The following is a 21,058-nucleotide window of genomic DNA, read 5'->3' on the forward strand; positions in this document are numbered from 1 at the left end:
AACATTGGAAGGAATTTTTTCTTTTATATCGAATAAATTGGTAAATAATTACATTTATTGAAATTAAATGAGGTTATTAAAATATCGAGAAAGAGGATGTAAAAGTGAAAATAAATAAAAAACTGTTCTCATTCATTATTACTTTTGTTGTTTTAATTAGTACACCATTTGGACTTTCTTTTTTAATGGGTTCAAAATGGATTGATTGGGTTTTTGTTAGTTCTTTATTCATTACGGCCAATATCGTATTTTTTAATTTAAATGGCGATGGACTCATAGGTAGATTAGATAAATCAACAGTACAAGGAAAAACTGGAATATCTGCAGTAATCGATCATAAAACAGAAATTGTAAATTTACCATTTTCGTTTTATGTTTCATTGTTGTTCACAATCGGAACTCTTTTTTTTGTAACCCCGATTTATTGATGTATTAATTGTTTATCTTCAGTCAATTTTGTTTAGATAAAGTTTTTTCTTATATAGCTATGCATGTGTTAGTTGTATATGAGACCTCTAATAGTTCAAAAATCAACATTTTAATTAAACAGAGCTTTTATTTTAAAAAGAACACTACATAAAGATATAGTGTTCTTTTTTACTTCTATTTAAATAGTCATATTATCGTTTTACACGAATTTCTAATTCTTCAAGCTTAAGTGATAATTTTTCCTCATCAATCTTAATTTCTAAGTCATCAAATGTATACTCTGCAAAATGAGGAATATCTATTGTAATCGCAGATAGCTCTTTACTAATAAATGTTGAGTCTTTCCCAGCTTCTAATTTCTTTTTGTAGCGATTAAATTTAGAGTCAAGATTATCCATGTTTTCATACAGTTCTTCAACTGTGTTATAAATTTGAATTAATGGAATTGCCGATTTTTCTCCAACTCCTGGGCAACCAGGAATATTATCACTAGAGTCACCTAATAATGCTTTTACATCAACCCATTGTTTCGGGTGGATTCCGTAATCATTACTAAAGTGTTCTAAAGAATAAACGATTTCTCCCGTTTTTTGGGCAATGATTTGAGAAGTATGTTCATTAATTAATTGTAGCAGGTCTCGATCATTACTATAAATATAGCATTTATTTTTAACAGAATTAGACCAATTATTTGATAAAGTACCCATTAAGTCATCAGCTTCGTAAGGTGCCATTTCCAGTTGAGCAATGCCGATTTCTTCTAGTGCTGTTTTTAAAGTGAAAAATTGTTCAATAAGTGGTGATGGTAGTTCTCCACGAGTCGCTTTATAAAAATCATATTTAGTTCGACGATCAGTTTCTTCACGCTTTACATCCCAAGTAACTGCTAGATGAGTAATTTCATGTTCTTTAATTAAGTTAAAAAGCTTTGGGATAAATACTCTTAATGCATTTATATAAACTCCATCTTTCGTTTTAGAAAGCTGTTCATCACTTCTACCATAAGAAGTAGCAAAATAACCTCTACTTAATAAGTTAAAGCCATCAATTAATAATAAAGATTGATTTTCCATATTTATAAATCACCTATTATCTATTTATTTAATATAAAAATCATAGCATATTCTACTTAAAATGATAACTAATGTATTAATTCTAAATAGAACGAAAGATAATTTAACGATAAATTCTGCAAAAATGTAAAAAGACATAAAACTTTAATTAAAATATTGAATTTTCTGTTTATTTATTAGTTGAATTTTACTATAATGAAATTTATATAAAAAATTGCAAAGGGTAGGTAGTCATATGGAGAAAGTAAAAAGTACTGTTAAAATCGAGGATATTTTAGTTGCTTATAATACGTTGAAAGAAGTTACGAACAAGACACCTTTGCAGATTAGTACGATGCTAAGTGAAAAATATGATTGTAACGTATTTTTAAAACGAGAGGATTTACAAATAATCCGTTCATTTAAACTTAGAGGTGCATATTACAAAATTAGTAATTTGTCTTATGATGAAAGACAAAAAGGAGTTGTATGTGCTAGTGCGGGCAATCATGCTCAAGGGGTAGCATACACATGTAATGAATTACAGGTGTATGCGAAGATATTTATGCCTTCAACTACACCAAATCAAAAAGTATCTCAAGTGAAATTCTTCGGGGGGCCATTTGTTGAAGTTATTTTAATCGGTGATACATTTGATATTGCTCATCAAAATGCTCAAACTTATTGTAATGAAAATCAAATGACATTCATTCATCCATTTGATGATCCAGATGTTATTGCAGGCCAAGGTACAGTAGCTGTTGAAATATTAAATGAAATTGATCGTCCAGTAGATTATTTATTCGTTGCGATCGGCGGCGGTGGATTAAGCTCTGGAGTTGGCACATACATAAAAGGAATTAGTCCATCAACGAAAGTAATTGGAGTTGAACCAATGGGTGCGGCTTCAATGGCAGAATCAATTGCAAATGGAAGAGTTGTATCATTACCTTCTATTGAAAAGTTTGTTGATGGGGCAGCGGTAGGCCAAGTTGGCTATTTAACTTATGAAATTTGTCGGGAAGTACTAGATCAAGTTGTTGCTATTCCAGAAGGTGAGATTTGTACAACTATACTAGAGCTTTATAATAAAAATGCAATCATTGCTGAGCCTGCTGGGGCAATGTCGATATCAGCTTTAGAATTATTTAAAGATGAAATAAAAGGTAAAAACGTCGTTTGTATTGTCTCTGGAGGAAATAATGATATTGACCGACTTCAAGAAATTAAAGAAAGATCTTTAATTCATGAAGGATTAAAGCACTATTTCATCATCAACTTCCCACAACGTTCTGGTGCATTACGTGAGTTCCTTGATAAAGTATTGGGGCCAAATGATGATATTACTAGATTCGAATACACTAAGAAAAACAATAAGGACAATGGCCCAGCATTAGTCGGAATTGAATTAGCAAACAAATCGGATTATAAAGCGTTGATTGAGCGAATGATTTGTCATGAAATTCAATTCATGGAAATCAATAACAACCCTACTTTATTTAATCTACTTATTTAAACGAATTGGCCAATTAGTGAAAAATTCCACAAGGTAAAATCCTTGTGGAATTTTGTATTTTAGATATTAAAAGTTTAACTGATTACGCACAAATATTAGTTGTTTACGGAAGAATATCTTTTACTTACATAAAAAGATTATGAAATAAGCGTAAATATTTGTGAGTTATGAAAAAATATCGCAAAGAATATGTAATACGCCCGAAAGTCAGTGATTTATGCCAAATATTAATAAAAGTAAGTAGCATATCAACAAAAAGTAGCAGCGTATCAACAAAAATCAGTAGCATATCAACAAAAAGTAACCATATATCAACAAAAATCAGCAGTATATCAATAAAGTTCACAACTTTATCAACAAAGTTCATATTTTGTTCGCATTTCACACAAATGTATTTCTCTTAAAAAAAAGAAATCACCAATCTTGACTTTACGAATACATTAAAATACAATATTTCTAGAAATACTGAAATAAGAGCTGGTCTTTGAAAGGAGGTCATAGTGGTGAACGATGATATTGCAGTAAAGGTATATAAAGCATTAGGAGAATCAACTCGATTGCAAATTGTAAAAGTACTTGCTAAGCAATCGGAATTAGCTTGTCTTGAAATGAAGGATCAAATAAAGGTATCGGCGAATTCTACATTGACACATCATTTAAAACCATTACTTGATTGCGGCTTACTTACTGTCCGCAAAGAAGGTACCTTCAGATACTATAGTTTACAAAGAGAAGTTTTGGAAAAATATGCACCCGCTTTACTTTAAAAATAAAGCGGTAAAATTTTATTTATTATTTCAGTATTTATAGAAATACCGAATAATAATAGGGGGAACTGAATATGAGTTTAGAAAGTAAAGAAAAAACTAGTTGGGGAAAATTACAAAATGGTTCAGAAAGTAAGCTTTTTGAATCTGTTAAAATAGGTGCTTGGAATTTACAAAGTCGTACAGCAATGGCTCCATTGACAAGATGCTTTGCAGATGATGAAACTGGTGTAGTTGGAGATGATGTTGTTGAATATTATCGTAAACGTGCTGCTGATGGAGTTGGATTGATTATTTCTGAAGGTACTGTTATTAGTCCACGCGGTAAAGGTTACCCTGGTGTTCCAGGTATTTATTCTAAGGAGCAAATTAATGCTTGGAAAAAGGTAACAGATGCTGTTCATAAAGAAGGAGGGACAATGATTTCACAAATCTGGCACGTAGGACGCCTATCTCATCACGAACTAGCTGGAAACATGCCACCACAAGCACCTTCAGCAATTCGTGCAGAAGGTTTAGTGTCTCGATATCGTAAGCCATATGATATTCCTGAAGCGATGACGTTAGAGGATATTAAAGAAGTAATTAATCAATATGCTCAAGCAGCTAAAAATGCAATTGAAGCGGGCTTTGATGGTGTTGAAATTCATGCTGCGCACGGATACTTAATCGATCAATTTAACTCTGATATTACAAATAATCGTACTGATCTATATGGTGGCGATCTTCCACAAAGATTAACATTTATGAAAGAAGTTATAAAAGCAGTTATCGAAGCAATTGGCACTGAGAGAACGATGATTCGTTTTTCTGCACATAAAGCTGATATTCCAGGGTATATGTGGGAGGATCCTGAATACGCTATTCGCACGTTTATTGAAGCATTCAAAGAAGTTGGTGCAACTTTATTACACCCATCAATTATGCAATTTGATCGTGTACTTGCTGATGGTAAAACGATGCATCAACTTGTACGAAAATACTGGGATGGAGCGATTGTTGGAGTAGGAACAATAGATCCTGAAATGGCAGAAAAAGCTATTGAAGAAGGAACGATTGATGTTGTTGCGTTCGGCCGTCCTTTAATTTCTAATCCAGATCTTTTACACCGTTTGAAAAATGGCGAAGAAATTGAAGAATATGATGCTAAAAAGCATCTAAATAGTTTAATCTAATTTTTGTAAATAAAAAGGAAGCTTATTAGTAGCTTCCTTTTCTAAAAATCTTTATTTCGGTATTTATAGAAATACGAAATTAATTCGAGAGGAATTATATTATGTCTACTAATGGGAAAATTTATATTTTAGCAATGATTAGTTTTTTAGTTGGAACTTCACAGTACGTTATATCTGGTATTTTAGATAAAATAGCAAATCAACTAGGTATATCCATTGAAGCTGCAGGTCAATTAATTACTGTCTATTCATTAATCTATGCAATCGGTACACCAATCTTAATGGCGTTATTTGCAAAAATGGAACGACGAAAGTTACTTTTATTTTCTTTAAGCGTATTTATAGTAGGAAATTTAATGGCAGTGATCGCACCAGGTTACAGTTTATTTATGGTTGCACGCATCGTTATGGCTTTAAGTGCTGGTGTTACTGTTGTAACAGTACTAAGCTTAGCAGCTAAAATTGCACAACCAAATAAAAAGGCAAGTTCCATTGCAACAGTTGTCATGGGGTTTACAGCTTCATTAATTATAGGTGTTCCAATCGGGAGATTTGTTGCATCTGCATATGATTGGAAATTAGTCTTTCTTGGAGTTGCAATATTCGTACTACTTGCTTTAGTAGTTATTATTAAAACAATCCCAAAAACTCACGGTGATCAACCGATTCCATTACTACAACAAATTGGAATGTTTAAACAACCAAAAATTGCATTAGCTTTATCGATTACGTTTTTCTTAATGAGCGGGTACGGAATTGTTTTTACTTATTTATCACCTTATCTTGTTCAAACTACTGGAATGAGCGATCACGTTTTAAGTTTCGCTTTACTAATCCTAGGAATAGCAAGTTTAATTGGATCCAAGTTCGGTGGATTTAGTGCAGACAAGTGGGGGATTACACTTACTTTAAAACGAGGACTTGTACTTAATATTTTATCAATCATTTTATTAACTTTTATAACTAGTTCAATTAATACTGTCATCATTATTCTTACATTATGGTCATTTGCTGGTTGGTCATCAGGAGCAACACAACAATTCAACTTAGCTACGATTTCACCAAAATCATCCGATGTTTTATTAGGATTAAACCAATCGATGATGCAATTGGGCTTCGCTTTTGGCGCAGCAATCGGAGGATTTGCAGTTAGTCAAATATCCATTAGTTCAATTACTTGGATGGGATCAATTCCCGTTATTATTTCTTTAATCATAACATTTGTTTTGTCACAATACTTAATGACTGAAAAGAAAGCTAGACAAAGTGTTGGAACACAAATAAGAGCTTAATTTGAGCGATTATGAAATTTAATTACTTTTAGTATTGTAAAAAAGTAAATTTAACTATTAGTCAACATTGTGGTCTAAGAGTCTTGTAATGGAAATCAATAACATATTACTGCCTTTATGAAAAATTGATTATTAATTGATAAGCTTATTTTTCATTACCATTAGGCCACAAATTGTGGTCTTTTTTCTTTTTGGTAATGGTCTTAAATCTCCTTATATGTTTTACTAAAAAAACAAAACGTATAATATTGGAATTATATGAATTTTTATAATAATTTAAATTCAACCTTTTTCAAATAAATTTTGTATAAAAGTATTCCTAATGCTTTGTAACCGATTTATAATTGTATTCGGAAAGCCTCAAATTAACGATTTGTGAACTATACATATTTCTTTAAACTCACAAAAATGGAAAATAATAAAACGATAATTTTTTATATTTATTTAATAATAAGTAGTAAATATAAAAGTTGGGGGCTTACTCCTTTTAAATGATAATTAAAGATAATTAAGGAGCTGGTATTTATGTCAAGTAAGACATTAGAAGCATTTTTAACTCCACAGTTAGCTGAGTTAAAAGAGAAAGGGCTCTATAATGAGATTAACTCTTTAGAAGGTTCTAACGAGGCTACTATTCAAATTAGTGGCAAACAGTTTATAAATTTATCTTCAAATAACTATTTAGGTTTTGCAACTCATCCGCGTTTAAAGAAAGCTGCTTTTGAAGCAACTGAAAAATACGGTGTAGGTGCTGGAGCTGTACGTACAATCAACGGAACGATGGATATCCACGATCAACTTGAAAAGGCAATTGCTGAATTTAAGCATACTGAGGCTGCTATTGCATTCCAATCTGGTTTTAATTGTAATATGGGTGCTATTTCTGCAGTTATGACGAAAAAAGATGCGATTTTATCTGATGAATTAAACCATGCTTCAATCATTGATGGTTGCAGACTTTCAGGTGCAAAAATTATTCGTGTAAAACATCAAGATATGGATGATTTACGTGAAAAAGCAAAAGAAGCTACAACAAATGGCTTATATGAAAAAGTTATGTATATAGCTGATGGCGTTTTTTCAATGGATGGCGACGTAGCAAATATTCCTGAAATCGTAAAAATTGCTGAAGAGTTTGGCTTAATAACTTACATCGATGACGCTCATGGTTCAGGTGTTATGGGTAAAGGTGCTGGAACAGTTAAGCATTTCGGATTATCTGATAAAATTGACTTCCAAATTGGAACACTTTCTAAAGCAGTTGGTGTAGTTGGAGGATATGTAGCAGGTTCACAACAATTAATTGATTGGTTAAAAGTTCGTGCACGTCCATTCTTATTCTCTACATCATTAACACCAGCAAGTGCTGCAGCGTGTATTGAAGCAATTCGTATTATGTCTGAAGAACCAGAAAAAATCGAAACGCTTTGGGAAAATGGAGACTACTTAAAAGCAGGATTATCAAAATTAGGATTTAATATCGGTAACTCTGAAACACCAATTACTCCATGTATTATAGGTGACGAAAATCTTACACAAGAATTTTCTAAACGTCTATACGAAGAAGGCGTTTATGCGAAGTCTATCGTATTCCCAACAGTACCACTTGGAACTGGTCGTATTCGTAATATGCCAACAGCAGCGCATACTAAGGAAATGCTAGATGAAGTTTTAGCTATTTATGAAAAAGTAGGTCGCGAATTAAAAGTTATTAAATAATATAAAATACTACATTCGATTGATTAATACTATAAGGTGGACTAAGGAATGAAGAAAATATTAATTACTGGTTGTTTTGGACAAATCGGTTCAGAATTAACTATGCGTCTTAGAAGTGAATACGGTATTGAAAATGTTGTTGCGACAGATATTCGCCGTCTTGAAGGAAGCCCAATTTTAGAAACTGGTCATTTTGAAATTTTAGATGTAATGGATAAAGAAAAAATGTTAGAGATTGCTAAAAAATATGAAGTTGATACATTCATTCATTTAGCTGCTCTATTATCAGCTGTTGCTGAAGCTAAACCTACTTTAGCATGGGATTTAAATATGGGTGGATTAGTTAATGCACTTGAAGTTGCTAGAGAATTAAGCTTAAAATTCTTTACGCCAAGTTCAATTGGTGCTTTTGGTCCTGCTACTCCAAAAGATAACACGCCACAAGATACGATCCAACGACCAACTACAATGTACGGAGTTACGAAAGTAGCTGGAGAATTATTATGTGATTACTACTTTGAAAAATTTGGCGTAGATACTCGTGGAGTTCGTTTCCCTGGTTTAATCTCTTATGATACAGTACCTGGTGGAGGAACAACTGATTACGCTGTAGACATTTATTATGAAGCATTAAAAAATAAGAAATATACATCATTTATTGGTGAAGGAACCTATATGGATATGATGTATATGCCTGATGCAATTGATGCTATTATTAAATTAATGGAAGCTGATTCATCAAAACTAGTACATCGCAATGCATTTAATATTTCTGCGATGTCATTTGAACCAACTCAAATTGCAGCATCGATTCGTAAATTCGTTCCTGAGTTTACTTTAGATTTTGACATTGATCCAATTCGTCAAGGAATTGCTAATTCATGGCCAAATTCAATTGACTCTTCAGCAGCAAAACAAGAGTGGGGTTTTGATCCGAAGTTTGATCTAGACTTAATGACTGAAGATATGTTAAACAAATTAGCTGCAAAACTAAATGTAACACAAGCACAATAAGAAGAAGGAGACAATCGTCTCCTTCTTTTTTTTACACTTGAACTAATCCGTGTTTTTAGTATTTTGTTAAGTACTTTTACACAAACTTATTTTATCAAGTATCGATTAAAGATAAATTGAAATGCGGATAAAAAAGGATGTTAGGATATGAATTTAGATAATAAATCGTTACCTTTGACGATTAAGGATATTAAAAAGGCCTATGAACTTCTGGAAGATAAGGTACGTAAAACGCCTTTAGTAAAATCATTCTACTTAACTTCAAAAACAGATGGTGAGATTTATTTAAAACTTGAAAATATGCAATTAACAGGTTCCTTTAAATTTCGAGGTGCATTTAATAAAATTAATCATTTGACGGATGAGGAAAGAAATAAAGGGATCCTTGCGTGTTCAGCTGGTAATCATGCTCAAGGTGTCGCGCTATCATCAAGACTTTTACATTTAAAAAGTAAAATTATCATGCCTTCAACTGCTCCAAAAGCAAAGGTTGAAGCAACAGAAGGATACGGTTCAAATATTATTTTATACGGTGATACGTTTGATGACGCGAAAGATTATTGTGCTAAAATCCGTGAAGAAACTGGCGAAACATTTATTCATCCATACGATGATGTATACATAATAGCTGGCCAAGGAACAATCGGTATCGAAATTTTAGATGATTTATGGGACGTTGATACTGTCATTGTTCCAATTGGAGGTGGGGGCTTAATATCTGGCATTTCGATTGCTTTGAAATCGTTTAATCCTTCTATCAATATTATTGGTGTTCAGGCAGAAAATGTCCATGGAATGAAAGCTTCAATTGATGCGGGTGAAATCGTTAGCCATTTTGAAGCACCTACTATGGCTGACGGTTGTTCAGTAAAAGTTCCTGGAAAATTAACCTATGAAATTGTAAAGGAATTAGTAACTGAGATTGTGCTGGTAAGTGAAGAAGAAATAGAAGTTGCTATGAAGGATTTGCTACAACGGGGTAAAGCTGTAGTAGAAGGTTCGGGTGCTCTAGCAACAGCAGCAATTTTATCCGGTAAAGCAGCAAAGTATATAAAAGATAAAAAAGTTGTAGCCATCATATCAGGTGGGAATGTTGACTTAGAAAGAATATCTAGCGTGTGTGAACATTTCTTTGGAAATGAAGTAAAGTAATCCGATTGTTAACAGTATGAAGAATGGGTGGGTCTAAATGTCAGAAAATAAACTAAGAAGAGAAATGGGGTTTATAGCAGCTTTAACTACCGTAATTGGTACTGTTATTGGTGGGGGAGTATTTTTTAAGGCAACAGCCGTATATGGTGCTACTGGAAGCGCAAGTTTAGGTTTATTAGCATGGATCATTGGAGGTATTATTACAATTTGTGCAGGATTATCAGGAGCTGAACTTGCTGCTGCAATTCCTAAAACAGGTGGAATGATTACCTATTTAAAGCACACATATGGAGATATGACAGCATACTTATTAGGCTGGGCACAAACGATTATCTATTTCCCAGCAAATATAGCAGCTTTATCGATTATATTTGGAACCCAAGCAGTCTCGATTTTTGGAATGAATGCTAGTGCTAATAAATTTATCGTAACAATGATCGCCGTAGTTACTGCAATTTTCATCACTTTAATGAATTTTTTAGGGGCAAAAACTGCTGGTAGTATTCAATCACTTTTTACTTTTTGTAAATTAATACCGTTAGCAATTTTGATTATATTTGGCTTAATACATGGAGGAAATGTGACCTTTCAGCTCTTTCCGATTGAAGTTGGAAGTGATCGAAGCTTTTTGTCAGCTTTAGGTTCAGCATTACTTGCAACGATGTTTGCATATGACGGATGGATTCTTGTAGGAAACATTGCAGGAGAAATGAAAAATCCTAAAAATGATTTACCAAAAGCAATCGTATTAGGACTTGCAATCGTCATGGCTGTGTATTTATTGATTAATATTTCATTTTTATTTGTTTTGACTGCAGCGCAATTAGCTGGGACTGCTACTCCTGCAACAGAAGTTTCGAAAGCATTATTTGGAAATCTTGGAGGTAAGCTTGTACTAATTGGAATTTTGATTTCGGTTTTTGGCACGATAAATGGATATACAATGACTGGAATGAGAGTTCCATATGTAATGGCAAGAGAGAATAAGCTTCCTTTTAGTGGTTGGTTTGGAAAATTATCAAAAACAGGTGTCCCATATAATGCTGGACTATTTATCCTATTAGTTGCCATTTTTATGATGTTTATAGGTGGATTTGACTTACTTACTGATATGTTAGTATTTGTTATCTGGATTTTCTATACATTAACATTCATGGCGGTGTACATTTTACGAAAACGAGAACCCGATTTAAAGAGACCGTATAAAGTACCGTTTTTACCAATTGTTTTGACAATCGCAATAATAGGAGGGATTTTCATCGTTGTCAATACATTGATAACGCAAACCATATTAGCATTTTGGGGCATTGGGTTAACTTTAATAGGACTACCAGTATATTACATATTACGAAATAATCATAAAGTAATTGATGATGAATGACCAAAGAATCCTATTATCTTTAGCACTTACTGAAAAAGTTCGAGTTGAAAATTATTTTAATGGAAGCCATAGGTTAAAAAGGAGACCGATAATTTTATGAGTCAAGCAGCAGCTAGAGTTAGTGAAGTGGAATCAGAAAAACAACCACTTGTCATTTGGGTATTGTTTTTTGCATGTATTATTTCTTTTATGGGGTTAGGACTTGTTGATCCGATTCTACCAGCTATCGGTGCGCAAATGCATGCATCACCTAGCCAGGTTTCATTATTATTCACTAGCTATAATGCAATCATGGGAATTTCGATGATTTTTACTGGTATGGTTTCAAGTAAAATTGGAATCAAATGGACTCTTATTGCCGGGGTTTGTCTAGTTATCCTCTTTTCAGCATTATCTGGTTCATCAAGTAGTATTAGTCAGATTATTTGGTTCCGTGTTGGTTGGGGATTAGGGAATGCATTATTTATTGCAACAGCTCTTTCTGCAATCGTCAGTCTATCAAATTCAGGACCATTAAAATCAATTATTCTTTACGAAGCAGCGATTGGTCTAGGTATTTCTGTCGGGCCACTTTTAGGTGGAGAACTTGGAGCAATAACATGGCGAGGTCCTTTTTATGGGGTAAGTGTATTAATGGTAATTGTATTGATTGCTTTATTAATAAAAATGCCAAATCTTCCAAAGTCGGATAAAAAGATTTCCATATTAGATCCACTGAAGGCATTGACAAATAGAGGACTATTTACATTAGGTTTAACAGCTTTTCTTTACAATATTGGTTTCTTTACTTTACTAGCCTTTACTCCATTTATTCTCGCAGAAATGGGGTTAAAAGAGCATGGATTAGGTTATGTATTCTTAGGATGGGGTATAGCGTTAGCTTTTACTTCCGTACTTGTTGCTCCAAGAATGCAAGAATATATTGGTGCAATCAAATCAATGTGCTGGGTATTATTTCTGTTTGCTTTAACATTGATTTCAATGGGCATAGGGGTTGATTCAGAACTATGGTTAATAACAGCCGTTGTTATAGCAGGATTATTTTTAGGTGCTAACAATACATTGATTACCACGTCAGTAATGAATGTTTCAACTGTAGATCGTGGCGTCGCTTCAGCGGCTTACAACTTTGTTCGATTCCTTGGTGGTGCGGTTGGACCGTGGCTTGCTCCAAAATTGGCAGAAAGCTTTAATCCTCGAGTACCATTCTACGTTGGAGGGGCATTTGTTCTGATCGGAGTATTAACAGTATGGGCAAACAAGAAACATTTATCACATGTTGACCATATTGAAGGTCATTAAGAAGGAGAAAGAATAATGTATAATAAAATACTCGTCCCATTTGATCAATCAGCATCCTCATCGCGTGCATTGCATCATGCAGCGGAACTAGCTAAAACGATAAGCGCTGAGAAGTTAACGATATTAATGGTTAATCATCACTTACCAGTAGAAGAATTTTCGGTTGATGTAGATATTGATAAACTACTTGATGAAGAAAATGCAGAAGCTTTAAATCCAGCAATCGATTTCTTAAAGGAGTCTGGTGTGAATTTTGAAGTACATATTAAAGATGGTATGCCTGCACAGGTCATTTTAGAGTATGCAAATAATCACCACTATCCTTTAATTGTTATGGGTAGAAGTGGAAAAGGTGTGCTTAAACACGCAATACTTGGAAGTGTTAGTAATCGAGTACTCCACGAAACAAATTGTCCTGTATTGATTGTGAGATAAGATAGATAGCAATATAAACCAAACTAAAAATTAGATAGCAACAAATTCTATAGAAACTTTACTAATTACAATGTAAAACAATTATAAAAGTTTTATCGAATGTGAACATAAATGATTAAAAAACATATGCTAAATATAGGTATTAAAAAAAGACCGTGTCATTTCTGCCACGGTCCAATCAATTCTGCAATTATGAATGATCCATTCGGGCTGCTAAACTGGATGGATTATTTTTTTTGCTTGAATCATTAAGATTACTCCATTCTTATCAAAAAACTAATTTAAACTTCGCTAATTTCCACTTAACGGAAAACTGACCTTTTTCTGGTTTTAGCCGTAAATCAAACGAACCCAAGCGTAACATAATACTACGGTTGCTATTACAGTCGGAGGAATGACTAATGTTGTTACACGGAGATACTGTGCCCAACTAATGTGCACTTTATATTGTTTTAATACAAACATCCATATAAGTGTAGCTAGAAGACCTATTGGCATTAAAAGTGAACCGATATCGCTTCCTATAATATTTCCAAGGTACGCAACATGAAGATCCATTTGGCTCATATGCATTGATGTCAGATTTAATGTGCCAATCATTAAAGCAGGGTGATTATTAAACAGGTCGGACATTAAACTAACTGCAATTCCAGTTGCAGCAATTGAGCTAAACCAGCCTCTTTCGATAAACGGTTGAAGTTGGTGTACTAGCCATGAGTTTAATCCCACGTTTGCAATACCAGTTCCGACAACATACATACCAAAAGCAAAAAAGAGTACATGCCACGGTGTTTTTCGAATGATATCTATTGGTGAGGTACCCATCTTAATCCATCGCCAAATTAAGAGAATGCCCGCTCCAACAACAGCAGTAATTGATGGTGATATTCCAAAGTCAGCACCGACAAATAGCGCTACACGAATGGCTAAGACATATATCAAGATATTTCTCATGAATAATTTTTGTTTTTTCGAAGGAGTTTCAAATTGTATTTCGGCAGGAGCCGCTTCAAAATTTGGACCAAAAGGATGGTTTCCTGGCTTCGGTTTATGTTTTTTTGATAAACGGTTTTGTTTCAAATCAATAACCAGTTTCTTTCGAAATACTACATAGTTCAATACCGCTAATACGCCAACACCTATCATTGAAGGGACGAATATCATTTCAGAGTAGGTTGCGAGGCTCATTCCTATGATTTTTATAGAGATTAAATTAACAATGTTGCTGACGCCAAGTGGGGCACTTGCTGCTGTATCGACGAGCGCTGCGCTCAATAGATATGGGATTTGCTGATGAGGTTTAAGTCCCAACTTTCTTAGAAGAATGATGATGATAGGCGTTGCAATGATGATTGCACCATCATTGTTAAACACGAGGGTCATAAGTAAACTCATTAAACTAATGTACCAAAACAGGCGTTTACCCGAATTCTTTGAGAGTCTAGCTAAAAAATCTGCTACGTATTGGAATACACCGAAACTCTCAAGAACAAGTGCCATAGCAATGGTTGCCATGATCGTCACCGATGCTCCGCCAACATCCGAAGCGATTACTTTCATATCGTGTAAGGATACAGCTCCACTAATGACCATTAACCCAGCTCCGGCAAGAGCGGGAATAGATACGTTTAGTCCTTTTGGTCTCCACATAATTAATACGACCGTTACTACAAATGTAAAAATCGTTAATGCTATAGTAAACATTCTATATTCAATTTCTCCTTTCGCATTTTCTATAAGAAGATTTCAACCTTTTGATTTAATAAACGGTTGTCCACCTTCTAAAAATATTTAATGAACCTTGTCCATTTGTTATATTAATATTCTAAAATATCAATCGTGCTTTGGATGATTTCACTAATTTTTAGAAGATAGGCTATTTACCTAAGTAATGCAAATGCCCCCTAAAGATAAATAACTATCATGACAAAAGTACAATTTTTTTGAATGATCAAAAAAATCTTAGAACAACTAAAAAACCTCCTATTCGTAATTGAAGAGGGGGGGAACTTCTTCATGCACCAACCGATTTAATATGTTCGAACAATTAGTCTATATTGTTACATAGATAAAGTAATTAAATAAAATAACAAAGAAGCAAAAATGCGTTGTTATATTAGAATATCAACTTGGCGAATGAACATTTAGGAATGGAAAATTTGTACCTTAAACACAAATAAGACTTCAACGGCTAATACAATCTTTAGTGTCAGAGTTTACGATTACTTTTGAAGAAACATCAGTATCGCTAATTTGAATGCATAATTTACATAAAAATAGAATAAAAGTAGAACGGAAGGCTTAACGAGATGCATCAAAATTTTAACTTAGTCTTAATACAACTTTTTCGCTCTATTACAGAGCTCATATACATTGTTCTTAAGTTTTTAAAGGCATTACTAAAGGGGGATAAAAAGTGAGTTATATAGATTCATTACAAGGTAGACAAGTTTTTGTGCTTTTATCTGGTGATATAGCCTTTGAAGGTATTTTGACAGATGCTGGACAAGATATACTAGTTTTATATAACGGTCGAAAATACTATTATATCCCTTGGATTCACGTTCATCGAGTTCATTTAAGCGAACTTTCTAATGAGAAAATCCCACAGCCGATCGAACCTTCAATTGCAAATGAAATTGAATCAATTTCCTACCGCAAAGTCTTAACAAATGCAAGAGGCATATTTTCAGAAATTTATGTGACTGGTAATCTAACTTTTCATGGGTATATTACAAATGTCTTAAGTGATTATATCGTTTTTTACACGCCAGTATTTAAAACAATGTATATTTCATTTTCTCATTTAAAGTGGCTCACACCATACAATGACAATGTAACGCCTTACTCAATTGATAATGTTAAATTCCCAATTAACCCATCAAATGTCCCATTCGTACGTTCATTTGAATCGCAATTAAAAAAAGAAGAAGGGAAGCTTGTAGTTTTTGATGGTGGGAATGATCCGATGAAAATTGGATTACTTAATTCTGTCGAAAATAGCGTATTAGAAATATCGGTTGCGAGTGGAGATATTGTGTATTTAAGATTGAATCATATTAAATCCGTTCATTTACCTTAAAAAGGGCTAATTAAGAATCTACATATCAAATATAAAAATTTAAATATCCACTTAAGTTCTTTTTTTTGCCACACAATTACCTCGCTGGACGTCATTACTCACTTGTCTGTGATTAACATTATTTCAATTAAAACTCGAGCATATTGCGTAATACAAAATGGAAGTTTAATTGTATAAGAAGTGATAATAAAAAAGATAAGTTAAAAAAGGGGTTTTTTGGTAGTATATGGAAGGATTCGTAAAATATAAAAATGACTTTTTAGAGTCATATTGAATACTATATTATAAGAATTTAATCTTTTGAACTGATGACTAATCATTTGTTAATAATAATTTCTTTAGATAGAACCAACATTACAATGGAAAACAAAGTGAGGTATATGACTATGGTTGGATATGCAATTTTGGGATTTGTTATTGTTATGATTGGATTTGGATTTTTTATGGAAAAGAAGTTTGGAACTGGTACTCCAGATAAAAGTAATAAACAAACAATGGATGAAGAAATTGGAAGATATACAACTAGTCATCAAAATAATACGAATAATTCGCCTGGTCCATTTTAAGCAATAAAAGTTGGATTCACCACAAATTACGACCTATGTAGTTGTATAACTAAAGCAATGCATTAAAAAAGAGGATGATCATTAAAACAATGATGATCCTCTTTTTATATAATGGAAGTTTAAAAATTGAATTTTTATAAATTACTTGAACAACATCATTATTTTATTTCGATGGATGTGTGTTTAATAGTTTTTTTCATTGGAAAGTTCAAAAATTTATATGTTTTGATAGCTCCAATCATTAAAAATACGCTTGCAATAATCGGTGGTAAAAGATGGTAAAAGTCTGTATAGCCAATTATAAAATGGACTGCAAATGCAGTAAAAAATGCCGGTAAACTTCCTAAGAATAATGTCCACCAAATCCACTGCTGATATTGCCTGAATCCCCACAATGAAATCATCAGGACAAGTAGTCCAACACTGACTAATCCGCCACCGAAGCCCGCTCGATCATGTGAAATAACAGGGATTAAGTTTTTATTAAATTCATTAAGTTGGGAGGTAGACATACATAAATAATTTAAGTCAGTTTTTACAAATGTCGAAGTTACACCTACAAATGAAATAATACATCCGCCTAGCGTAATTGAAAATCCTAATATAATAAAAAACAATTGACCTATTAAACTAGATTTCCAGTATTTATTGTTTGTTAAGTTTTCAGATTCAGGACTCCTTTTCAGTCTTTTAGTTTTACAATATCCAATTAAATATGGAAATAATAAAACGATCCAAAATAAGGCATGTAACCAATCAAAATAGCCATAACCAATAAATAAAAATATTGCTAAAAAACCGATTATAGCGCTAATATCAGAAGCTTTTTTAGCCCAATGGTAGTTATGTTTAATTCCATTTCTTGCAAGTGACATAAAAAGTATACCACCTGACATAATGGTTCCTGCTAGTGTCATTCGATCATGTGACATAAATGGAAGGATTCGATCATTAAACTGTAAAATTCCATTTCTATGAATGTTTAAAAAATGTTCATCATATGGAAGAAGAATAGATGTTAAACTAATAAAGAGAGCTAGTAAACCACCAAAAAACATGAAAAGACCAAATAGAAAGTACCAAATCCACCCATTATTTAAACTTGTAAACTTATTCTTTCTATTAAACAATAATGCTTCATTGATTCTTTTCGGGAGTCCTGGGCCACTTATAACATAGCCATGAGTCAAAAAAACTAATGAAGCCCCTGCGTCTATTAATTCAAGTGCATCAATTGGTTCAACTACTCCGCCTTTTGTAAAAATGGGCTTTTCAAAATGATTTAATCTTAATGTATGAAGTGTATTTTTTAGATAATTCTTTTGTTCTACATCAGAAAAAGTCGGCGATTCTTCAATTAATATTGAATCAATCATGTGATATTTTCGTATAGCTTGAACATCTATTTCATTCGAATTAATAGATAGACAAATTGGTGTAGAAGAAGACCAATTATGATCAAACAGTTCTCCAGCTAATTTAGTATCTATAATGAAAGAATCTACATAATTAGCAAGTTTCGATTCAATTAATTTAAATAGTTCAAAGTCTCCAACAAGTCTAGCGAAAATAGGCGTTTTCTTATTCAGTTTAGAGAGTCTAGCAACTGTTTGTTCTGCCGTTAAAGTGTTATTTGTTTCATAACCGATTAATTTGTCTGTTTTCAAATCAATTAGTGCGCTATTGCTAAGGGCGGCACCTTCTAAAGATATAGGACCAATTTCGATTACGCCAAAGCCTAAGTTCATAAAAGCATTTGTACCTGTAAGAAAAGGGTCAATTTTAGAGGAGAATCCAATTTGGTTTTTAAACTTTAAATGTGCTATTTCGATACCAAGAGTATTGTCAGATTTTAAATGGCCAAGAAATTCGATTAAATGTTGACCAAATGGAACCCTAGAAATCGTATTCATACTATGATGAATGAATTCTCTTGACACATTAGATGGAAATTTAGCAAGGATTGGTTTGAAAATTGTATGATAAGACCAATCAGGCATGAGTTCACCTCATTTTTTTAGGTTACTTATAGTTTACTTGCACACCACATATTTTGAAAACACTTTCTTTTTACATGTGAATGAGTTCACAACACATTGGAATTTTTGTATATATATGGTATAAATAAAAAGAGTTATCCACTTTCAAAATTAGTAGGACAAGTAAGGAAAAGGTTGTATAGAAAGGCGTATATGTGATTACAATGGTAAATATGCAAAAAGTGATTGTCATCGTAGGTCCTACTGCTGTAGGTAAAACAAAACTAAGTATTGAACTCGCAAAAGCTATTAATGGTGAAATTATTAATGGAGATGCAACGCAAGTTTATAAAGAGTTAAATATTGGAGCAGCTAAAGTTACGGAAGAAGAAATGGAAGGAATCCCACATCATTTAATTGATTTCCTTGATCCGAAAGCTTCATTTACTGTTGCAGATTTTCAAGAACTAGCTCGAGAAAAAATAAAAGCAATTGCTAGTCGAGGCAAAATTCCAATTATAGTTGGTGGTACTGGATTATATATCCAAAGTGTGCTAACAAAATATGAATTTGCTGAACAAGAAGGTGATGAGCTTTTAAGAAATCAATTAGAAGGCTATGCAATGGCCTATGGGAATCAAGCATTACATGATCAATTAAAAGAAATTGATCCAGAAAGTGCTAAGCAAATACATATGAATAATGTCAGAAGAGTGATACGTGCAATTGAAGTATTCAAACTGACAGGACAAAAGTTTTCGGAGACCGCATTTAATAGAGAGCCTGAATATTTGTATGATGCAGAAATCATTGGATTAACGATGGACAGGGAGCTATTATACAATCGAATAAACTTACGAGTTGATTTAATGTTGGGTGAAGGCCTCATTGAAGAAGCAAAAATGTTATATGACAAAGGCATTCGTAACTGTCAATCCGTGCAAGCGATTGGCTATAAAGAACTTTACGATTATTTTGACGGAATCTTATTAAAAGATGAAGCGATTGATTTAATCAAACAAAGCTCAAGAAGATATGCAAAAAGACAAATGACTTGGTTTAGAAATAAAATGAACATCCATTGGTTTGAAATGGATGGACATAATTTTGATATAAAAAAACTGGAAATTTTAGCTCTACTTGAAGGAAAGGGCTATTTCATCTCGAATAAATATATGTAGAGGTAGAAGAGGAGGAAAAGGACATGAAAACATCAATCAACATTCAAGATCAGTTCTTAAACCAATTACGTAAAGACAATCTAGCGGTTACAGTATTTTTACTAAATGGATTTCAAATCAAAGGGAAAGTAAAAAGCTTTGATAACTTTACGGTATTGTTAGATGTTGAAGGAAAACAACAATTAATATATAAACACGCGATTTCAACGTTTGTACCATCTAAAAATGTACAAATTGAAATGTAAAAATAGATAGAAAAAAGAGCATTGATCATATGGTCAATGTTCTTTTTTCATGAACTTAAAATAAATAGGTGTCGATAATAATATTATGTAAACTAAATGGTGAGGAGAATTTAAATGTATGTTCCAAAGGAATTTCAAGAAAAGGATCTACAGCAATTAATAACTGAAATGAAGAAAAATGGCTTCGGAATATTATTATCCAATAACAACGAAGCAAAAATTGAGGCAACTCATTTGCCATTTATCATACATGAAGAAGGGGAAAAGCTATTTTTAATCACACATTTAGCTAAGCCAAATCCCCAATGGAAATCGATAAATGGAAAAGAATGTTTAATCATTTTTCAAGGCCCACATGCTTATATTTCAGCAACATGGTATGAAGAAAAAAATACTGTTTCAACTTGGAACTATACCGCAATCCATGCATATGGAAACGTTGAAGCGATAACAGATAAAGATGAAATGAGAAAAATTGTTTTAAGGACGACTGATTACTTTGAAAAAGGTCAAGCAAAACCTTGGAGATATGAAGATCACCAAGAATATGTAGAAAAGTTACTTTCAGGAATAGTTTGCTTAAAAATTGAAGTGACTGAACTAATAGGCAAAAAGAAATTAAGCCAAAATCATACGATGGAACGAAGAGAAAAAGTAATCGCTGCCTTGAAAAATGAAGAAAAGTATTCATCTAAAGAAATCGCAGAACTCATGAAAGGTAAGGAGCAGGAGTAAAAAAAGGGGATAGCTTTTCTATCCCCTTCATTATAC

General features: G+C 32.9%; 19 protein-coding genes. 16 read left to right on the plus strand and 3 right to left on the minus strand.

Features of this window, described 5'->3' with window-relative positions; genetic code table 11:
• Positions 1-104: 104 nt before the first annotated feature.
• Entirely contained in the window at positions 105-428 is a 324-nt protein-coding gene (locus CN601_RS19620; protein WP_098121916.1) for a hypothetical protein, read from the plus strand.
• A 192-nt stretch (positions 429-620) separates the two neighbouring features.
• Here the strand turns inward: CN601_RS19620 and CN601_RS19625 are convergent, their stop codons facing one another.
• Positions 621-1,502 (minus strand): 5'-3' exonuclease, encoded by an 882-nt coding sequence (locus tag CN601_RS19625; RefSeq protein ID WP_098172058.1) that lies wholly within the window; start codon positions 1,500-1,502, stop codon positions 621-623.
• 235 nt (positions 1,503-1,737) lie between these two features.
• On the opposite strand from CN601_RS19625, the gene ilvA reads away from it, so the two are divergent.
• The 10 genes from ilvA (at position 1,738) to CN601_RS19680 (ending at position 13,234) form a co-directional block, all read left to right on the plus strand.
• The gene (gene ilvA, locus CN601_RS19630; RefSeq protein ID WP_098121921.1) at positions 1,738-2,997 is read left to right on the plus strand and encodes a threonine ammonia-lyase IlvA; all 1,260 of its coding nucleotides are present in this window, start codon (positions 1,738-1,740) and stop codon (positions 2,995-2,997) included.
• Between the two features lie 503 nt (positions 2,998-3,500).
• Positions 3,501-3,764 carry an ArsR/SmtB family transcription factor gene (locus tag CN601_RS19640; RefSeq protein ID WP_098172060.1) on the plus strand — a complete coding sequence of 88 codons (264 nt, stop codon included), beginning with the start codon at positions 3,501-3,503 and terminating at the stop codon, positions 3,762-3,764.
• A 74-nt stretch (positions 3,765-3,838) separates the two neighbouring features.
• Positions 3,839-4,939 (plus strand): alkene reductase, encoded by a 1,101-nt coding sequence (locus tag CN601_RS19645; RefSeq protein ID WP_098172061.1) that lies wholly within the window; start codon positions 3,839-3,841, stop codon positions 4,937-4,939.
• A 101-nt stretch (positions 4,940-5,040) separates the two neighbouring features.
• Positions 5,041-6,231 (plus strand): MFS transporter, encoded by a 1,191-nt coding sequence (locus CN601_RS19650; RefSeq protein ID WP_098172062.1) that lies wholly within the window; start codon positions 5,041-5,043, stop codon positions 6,229-6,231.
• 525 nt (positions 6,232-6,756) lie between these two features.
• Positions 6,757-7,950, plus strand: a complete 1,194-nt coding sequence (locus tag CN601_RS19655; protein ID WP_098172063.1) for a glycine C-acetyltransferase — start codon at positions 6,757-6,759, stop codon at positions 7,948-7,950.
• A 48-nt stretch (positions 7,951-7,998) separates the two neighbouring features.
• Complete coding sequence (locus CN601_RS19660; RefSeq protein ID WP_098172064.1) at positions 7,999-8,964, plus strand: L-threonine 3-dehydrogenase; 966 nt, start codon at positions 7,999-8,001, stop codon at positions 8,962-8,964.
• A 147-nt stretch (positions 8,965-9,111) separates the two neighbouring features.
• Complete coding sequence (gene tdcB, locus CN601_RS19665; protein ID WP_098172065.1) at positions 9,112-10,116, plus strand: bifunctional threonine ammonia-lyase/L-serine ammonia-lyase TdcB; 1,005 nt, start codon at positions 9,112-9,114, stop codon at positions 10,114-10,116.
• Positions 10,117-10,153: 37 nt separating this feature from the next.
• Positions 10,154-11,497, plus strand: a complete 1,344-nt coding sequence (locus CN601_RS19670) for an APC family permease (protein WP_098172066.1) — start codon at positions 10,154-10,156, stop codon at positions 11,495-11,497.
• A 96-nt stretch (positions 11,498-11,593) separates the two neighbouring features.
• On the plus strand, positions 11,594-12,799 hold the full coding sequence (locus CN601_RS19675; protein WP_098172067.1) for an MFS transporter: 1,206 nt from the start codon (positions 11,594-11,596) through the stop codon (positions 12,797-12,799).
• Between the two features lie 15 nt (positions 12,800-12,814).
• Positions 12,815-13,234: a universal stress protein gene (locus CN601_RS19680; RefSeq protein ID WP_098121930.1), complete on the plus strand. Its 420-nt coding sequence runs from the start codon at positions 12,815-12,817 to the stop codon at positions 13,232-13,234.
• Positions 13,235-13,564: 330 nt separating this feature from the next.
• Here CN601_RS19680 and CN601_RS19685 read toward each other — a convergent pair whose 3' ends face one another.
• A complete protein-coding gene (locus CN601_RS19685) occupies positions 13,565-14,938 on the minus strand; it encodes an ArsB/NhaD family transporter (protein ID WP_098172068.1) in 1,374 nt (457 codons plus the stop codon).
• A 712-nt stretch (positions 14,939-15,650) separates the two neighbouring features.
• On the opposite strand from CN601_RS19685, the gene CN601_RS19690 reads away from it, so the two are divergent.
• Both CN601_RS19690 and CN601_RS19695 read left to right on the plus strand, forming a co-directional pair.
• The gene (locus CN601_RS19690; RefSeq protein ID WP_098121932.1) at positions 15,651-16,316 is read left to right on the plus strand and encodes a DUF2642 domain-containing protein; all 666 of its coding nucleotides are present in this window, start codon (positions 15,651-15,653) and stop codon (positions 16,314-16,316) included.
• 386 nt (positions 16,317-16,702) lie between these two features.
• Positions 16,703-16,882 (plus strand): hypothetical protein, encoded by a 180-nt coding sequence (locus CN601_RS19695; protein ID WP_098172069.1) that lies wholly within the window; start codon positions 16,703-16,705, stop codon positions 16,880-16,882.
• Positions 16,883-17,040: 158 nt separating this feature from the next.
• On the opposite strand, the gene CN601_RS19700 is transcribed toward CN601_RS19695, so the two are convergent.
• Entirely contained in the window at positions 17,041-18,882 is a 1,842-nt protein-coding gene (locus CN601_RS19700; protein ID WP_098172070.1) for a dihydroorotate dehydrogenase, read from the minus strand.
• Positions 18,883-19,079: 197 nt separating this feature from the next.
• On the opposite strand from CN601_RS19700, the gene miaA reads away from it, so the two are divergent.
• The 3 genes from miaA to CN601_RS19715 all read left to right on the plus strand — a co-directional run bounded on the left by miaA (position 19,080) and on the right by CN601_RS19715 (position 21,022).
• The gene (gene miaA / locus CN601_RS19705) at positions 19,080-20,042 is read left to right on the plus strand and encodes a tRNA (adenosine(37)-N6)-dimethylallyltransferase MiaA (RefSeq protein WP_373604993.1); all 963 of its coding nucleotides are present in this window, start codon (positions 19,080-19,082) and stop codon (positions 20,040-20,042) included.
• Positions 20,043-20,065: 23 nt separating this feature from the next.
• Positions 20,066-20,287, plus strand: a complete 222-nt coding sequence (gene hfq, locus CN601_RS19710) for an RNA chaperone Hfq (protein WP_056470298.1) — start codon at positions 20,066-20,068, stop codon at positions 20,285-20,287.
• A 114-nt stretch (positions 20,288-20,401) separates the two neighbouring features.
• Positions 20,402-21,022, plus strand: a complete 621-nt coding sequence (locus tag CN601_RS19715; protein ID WP_098172072.1) for an FMN-binding negative transcriptional regulator — start codon at positions 20,402-20,404, stop codon at positions 21,020-21,022.
• Positions 21,023-21,058: the final 36 nt, after the last annotated feature.

It is taken from the genome of Bacillus sp. AFS017336, from assembly GCF_002555445.1.
Taxonomy (GTDB): Bacteria; Bacillota; Bacilli; order Bacillales; family Bacillaceae_G; genus Gottfriedia.

What these genes read in the sequence shown, in the direction of transcription:
- CN601_RS19645 (WP_098172061.1), top strand. Translation starts at nt 3,839, where the DNA reads ATGAGTTTAGAAAGTAAAGAAAAAACTAGTTGGGGAAAATTACAAAAT.
- CN601_RS19670 (WP_098172066.1), top strand. Translation starts at nt 10,154, where the DNA reads ATGTCAGAAAATAAACTAAGAAGAGAAATGGGGTTTATAGCAGCTTTA.
- CN601_RS19650 (WP_098172062.1), top strand. Translation starts at nt 5,041, where the DNA reads ATGTCTACTAATGGGAAAATTTATATTTTAGCAATGATTAGTTTTTTA.
- CN601_RS19715 (WP_098172072.1), top strand. Translation starts at nt 20,402, where the DNA reads ATGTATGTTCCAAAGGAATTTCAAGAAAAGGATCTACAGCAATTAATA.
- CN601_RS19625 (WP_098172058.1), bottom strand. Translation starts at nt 1,502, where the DNA reads ATGGAAAATCAATCTTTATTATTAATTGATGGCTTTAACTTATTAAGT.
- CN601_RS19655 (WP_098172063.1), top strand. Translation starts at nt 6,757, where the DNA reads ATGTCAAGTAAGACATTAGAAGCATTTTTAACTCCACAGTTAGCTGAG.
- tdcB (WP_098172065.1), top strand. Translation starts at nt 9,112, where the DNA reads ATGAATTTAGATAATAAATCGTTACCTTTGACGATTAAGGATATTAAA.
- CN601_RS19695 (WP_098172069.1), top strand. Translation starts at nt 16,703, where the DNA reads ATGGTTGGATATGCAATTTTGGGATTTGTTATTGTTATGATTGGATTT.
- CN601_RS19700 (WP_098172070.1), bottom strand. Translation starts at nt 18,882, where the DNA reads ATGCCTGATTGGTCTTATCATACAATTTTCAAACCAATCCTTGCTAAA.
- ilvA (WP_098121921.1), top strand. Translation starts at nt 1,738, where the DNA reads ATGGAGAAAGTAAAAAGTACTGTTAAAATCGAGGATATTTTAGTTGCT.
- CN601_RS19680 (WP_098121930.1), top strand. Translation starts at nt 12,815, where the DNA reads ATGTATAATAAAATACTCGTCCCATTTGATCAATCAGCATCCTCATCG.
- CN601_RS19675 (WP_098172067.1), top strand. Translation starts at nt 11,594, where the DNA reads ATGAGTCAAGCAGCAGCTAGAGTTAGTGAAGTGGAATCAGAAAAACAA.
- hfq (WP_056470298.1), top strand. Translation starts at nt 20,066, where the DNA reads ATGAAAACATCAATCAACATTCAAGATCAGTTCTTAAACCAATTACGT.
- CN601_RS19660 (WP_098172064.1), top strand. Translation starts at nt 7,999, where the DNA reads ATGAAGAAAATATTAATTACTGGTTGTTTTGGACAAATCGGTTCAGAA.
- CN601_RS19685 (WP_098172068.1), bottom strand. Translation starts at nt 14,938, where the DNA reads ATGTTTACTATAGCATTAACGATTTTTACATTTGTAGTAACGGTCGTA.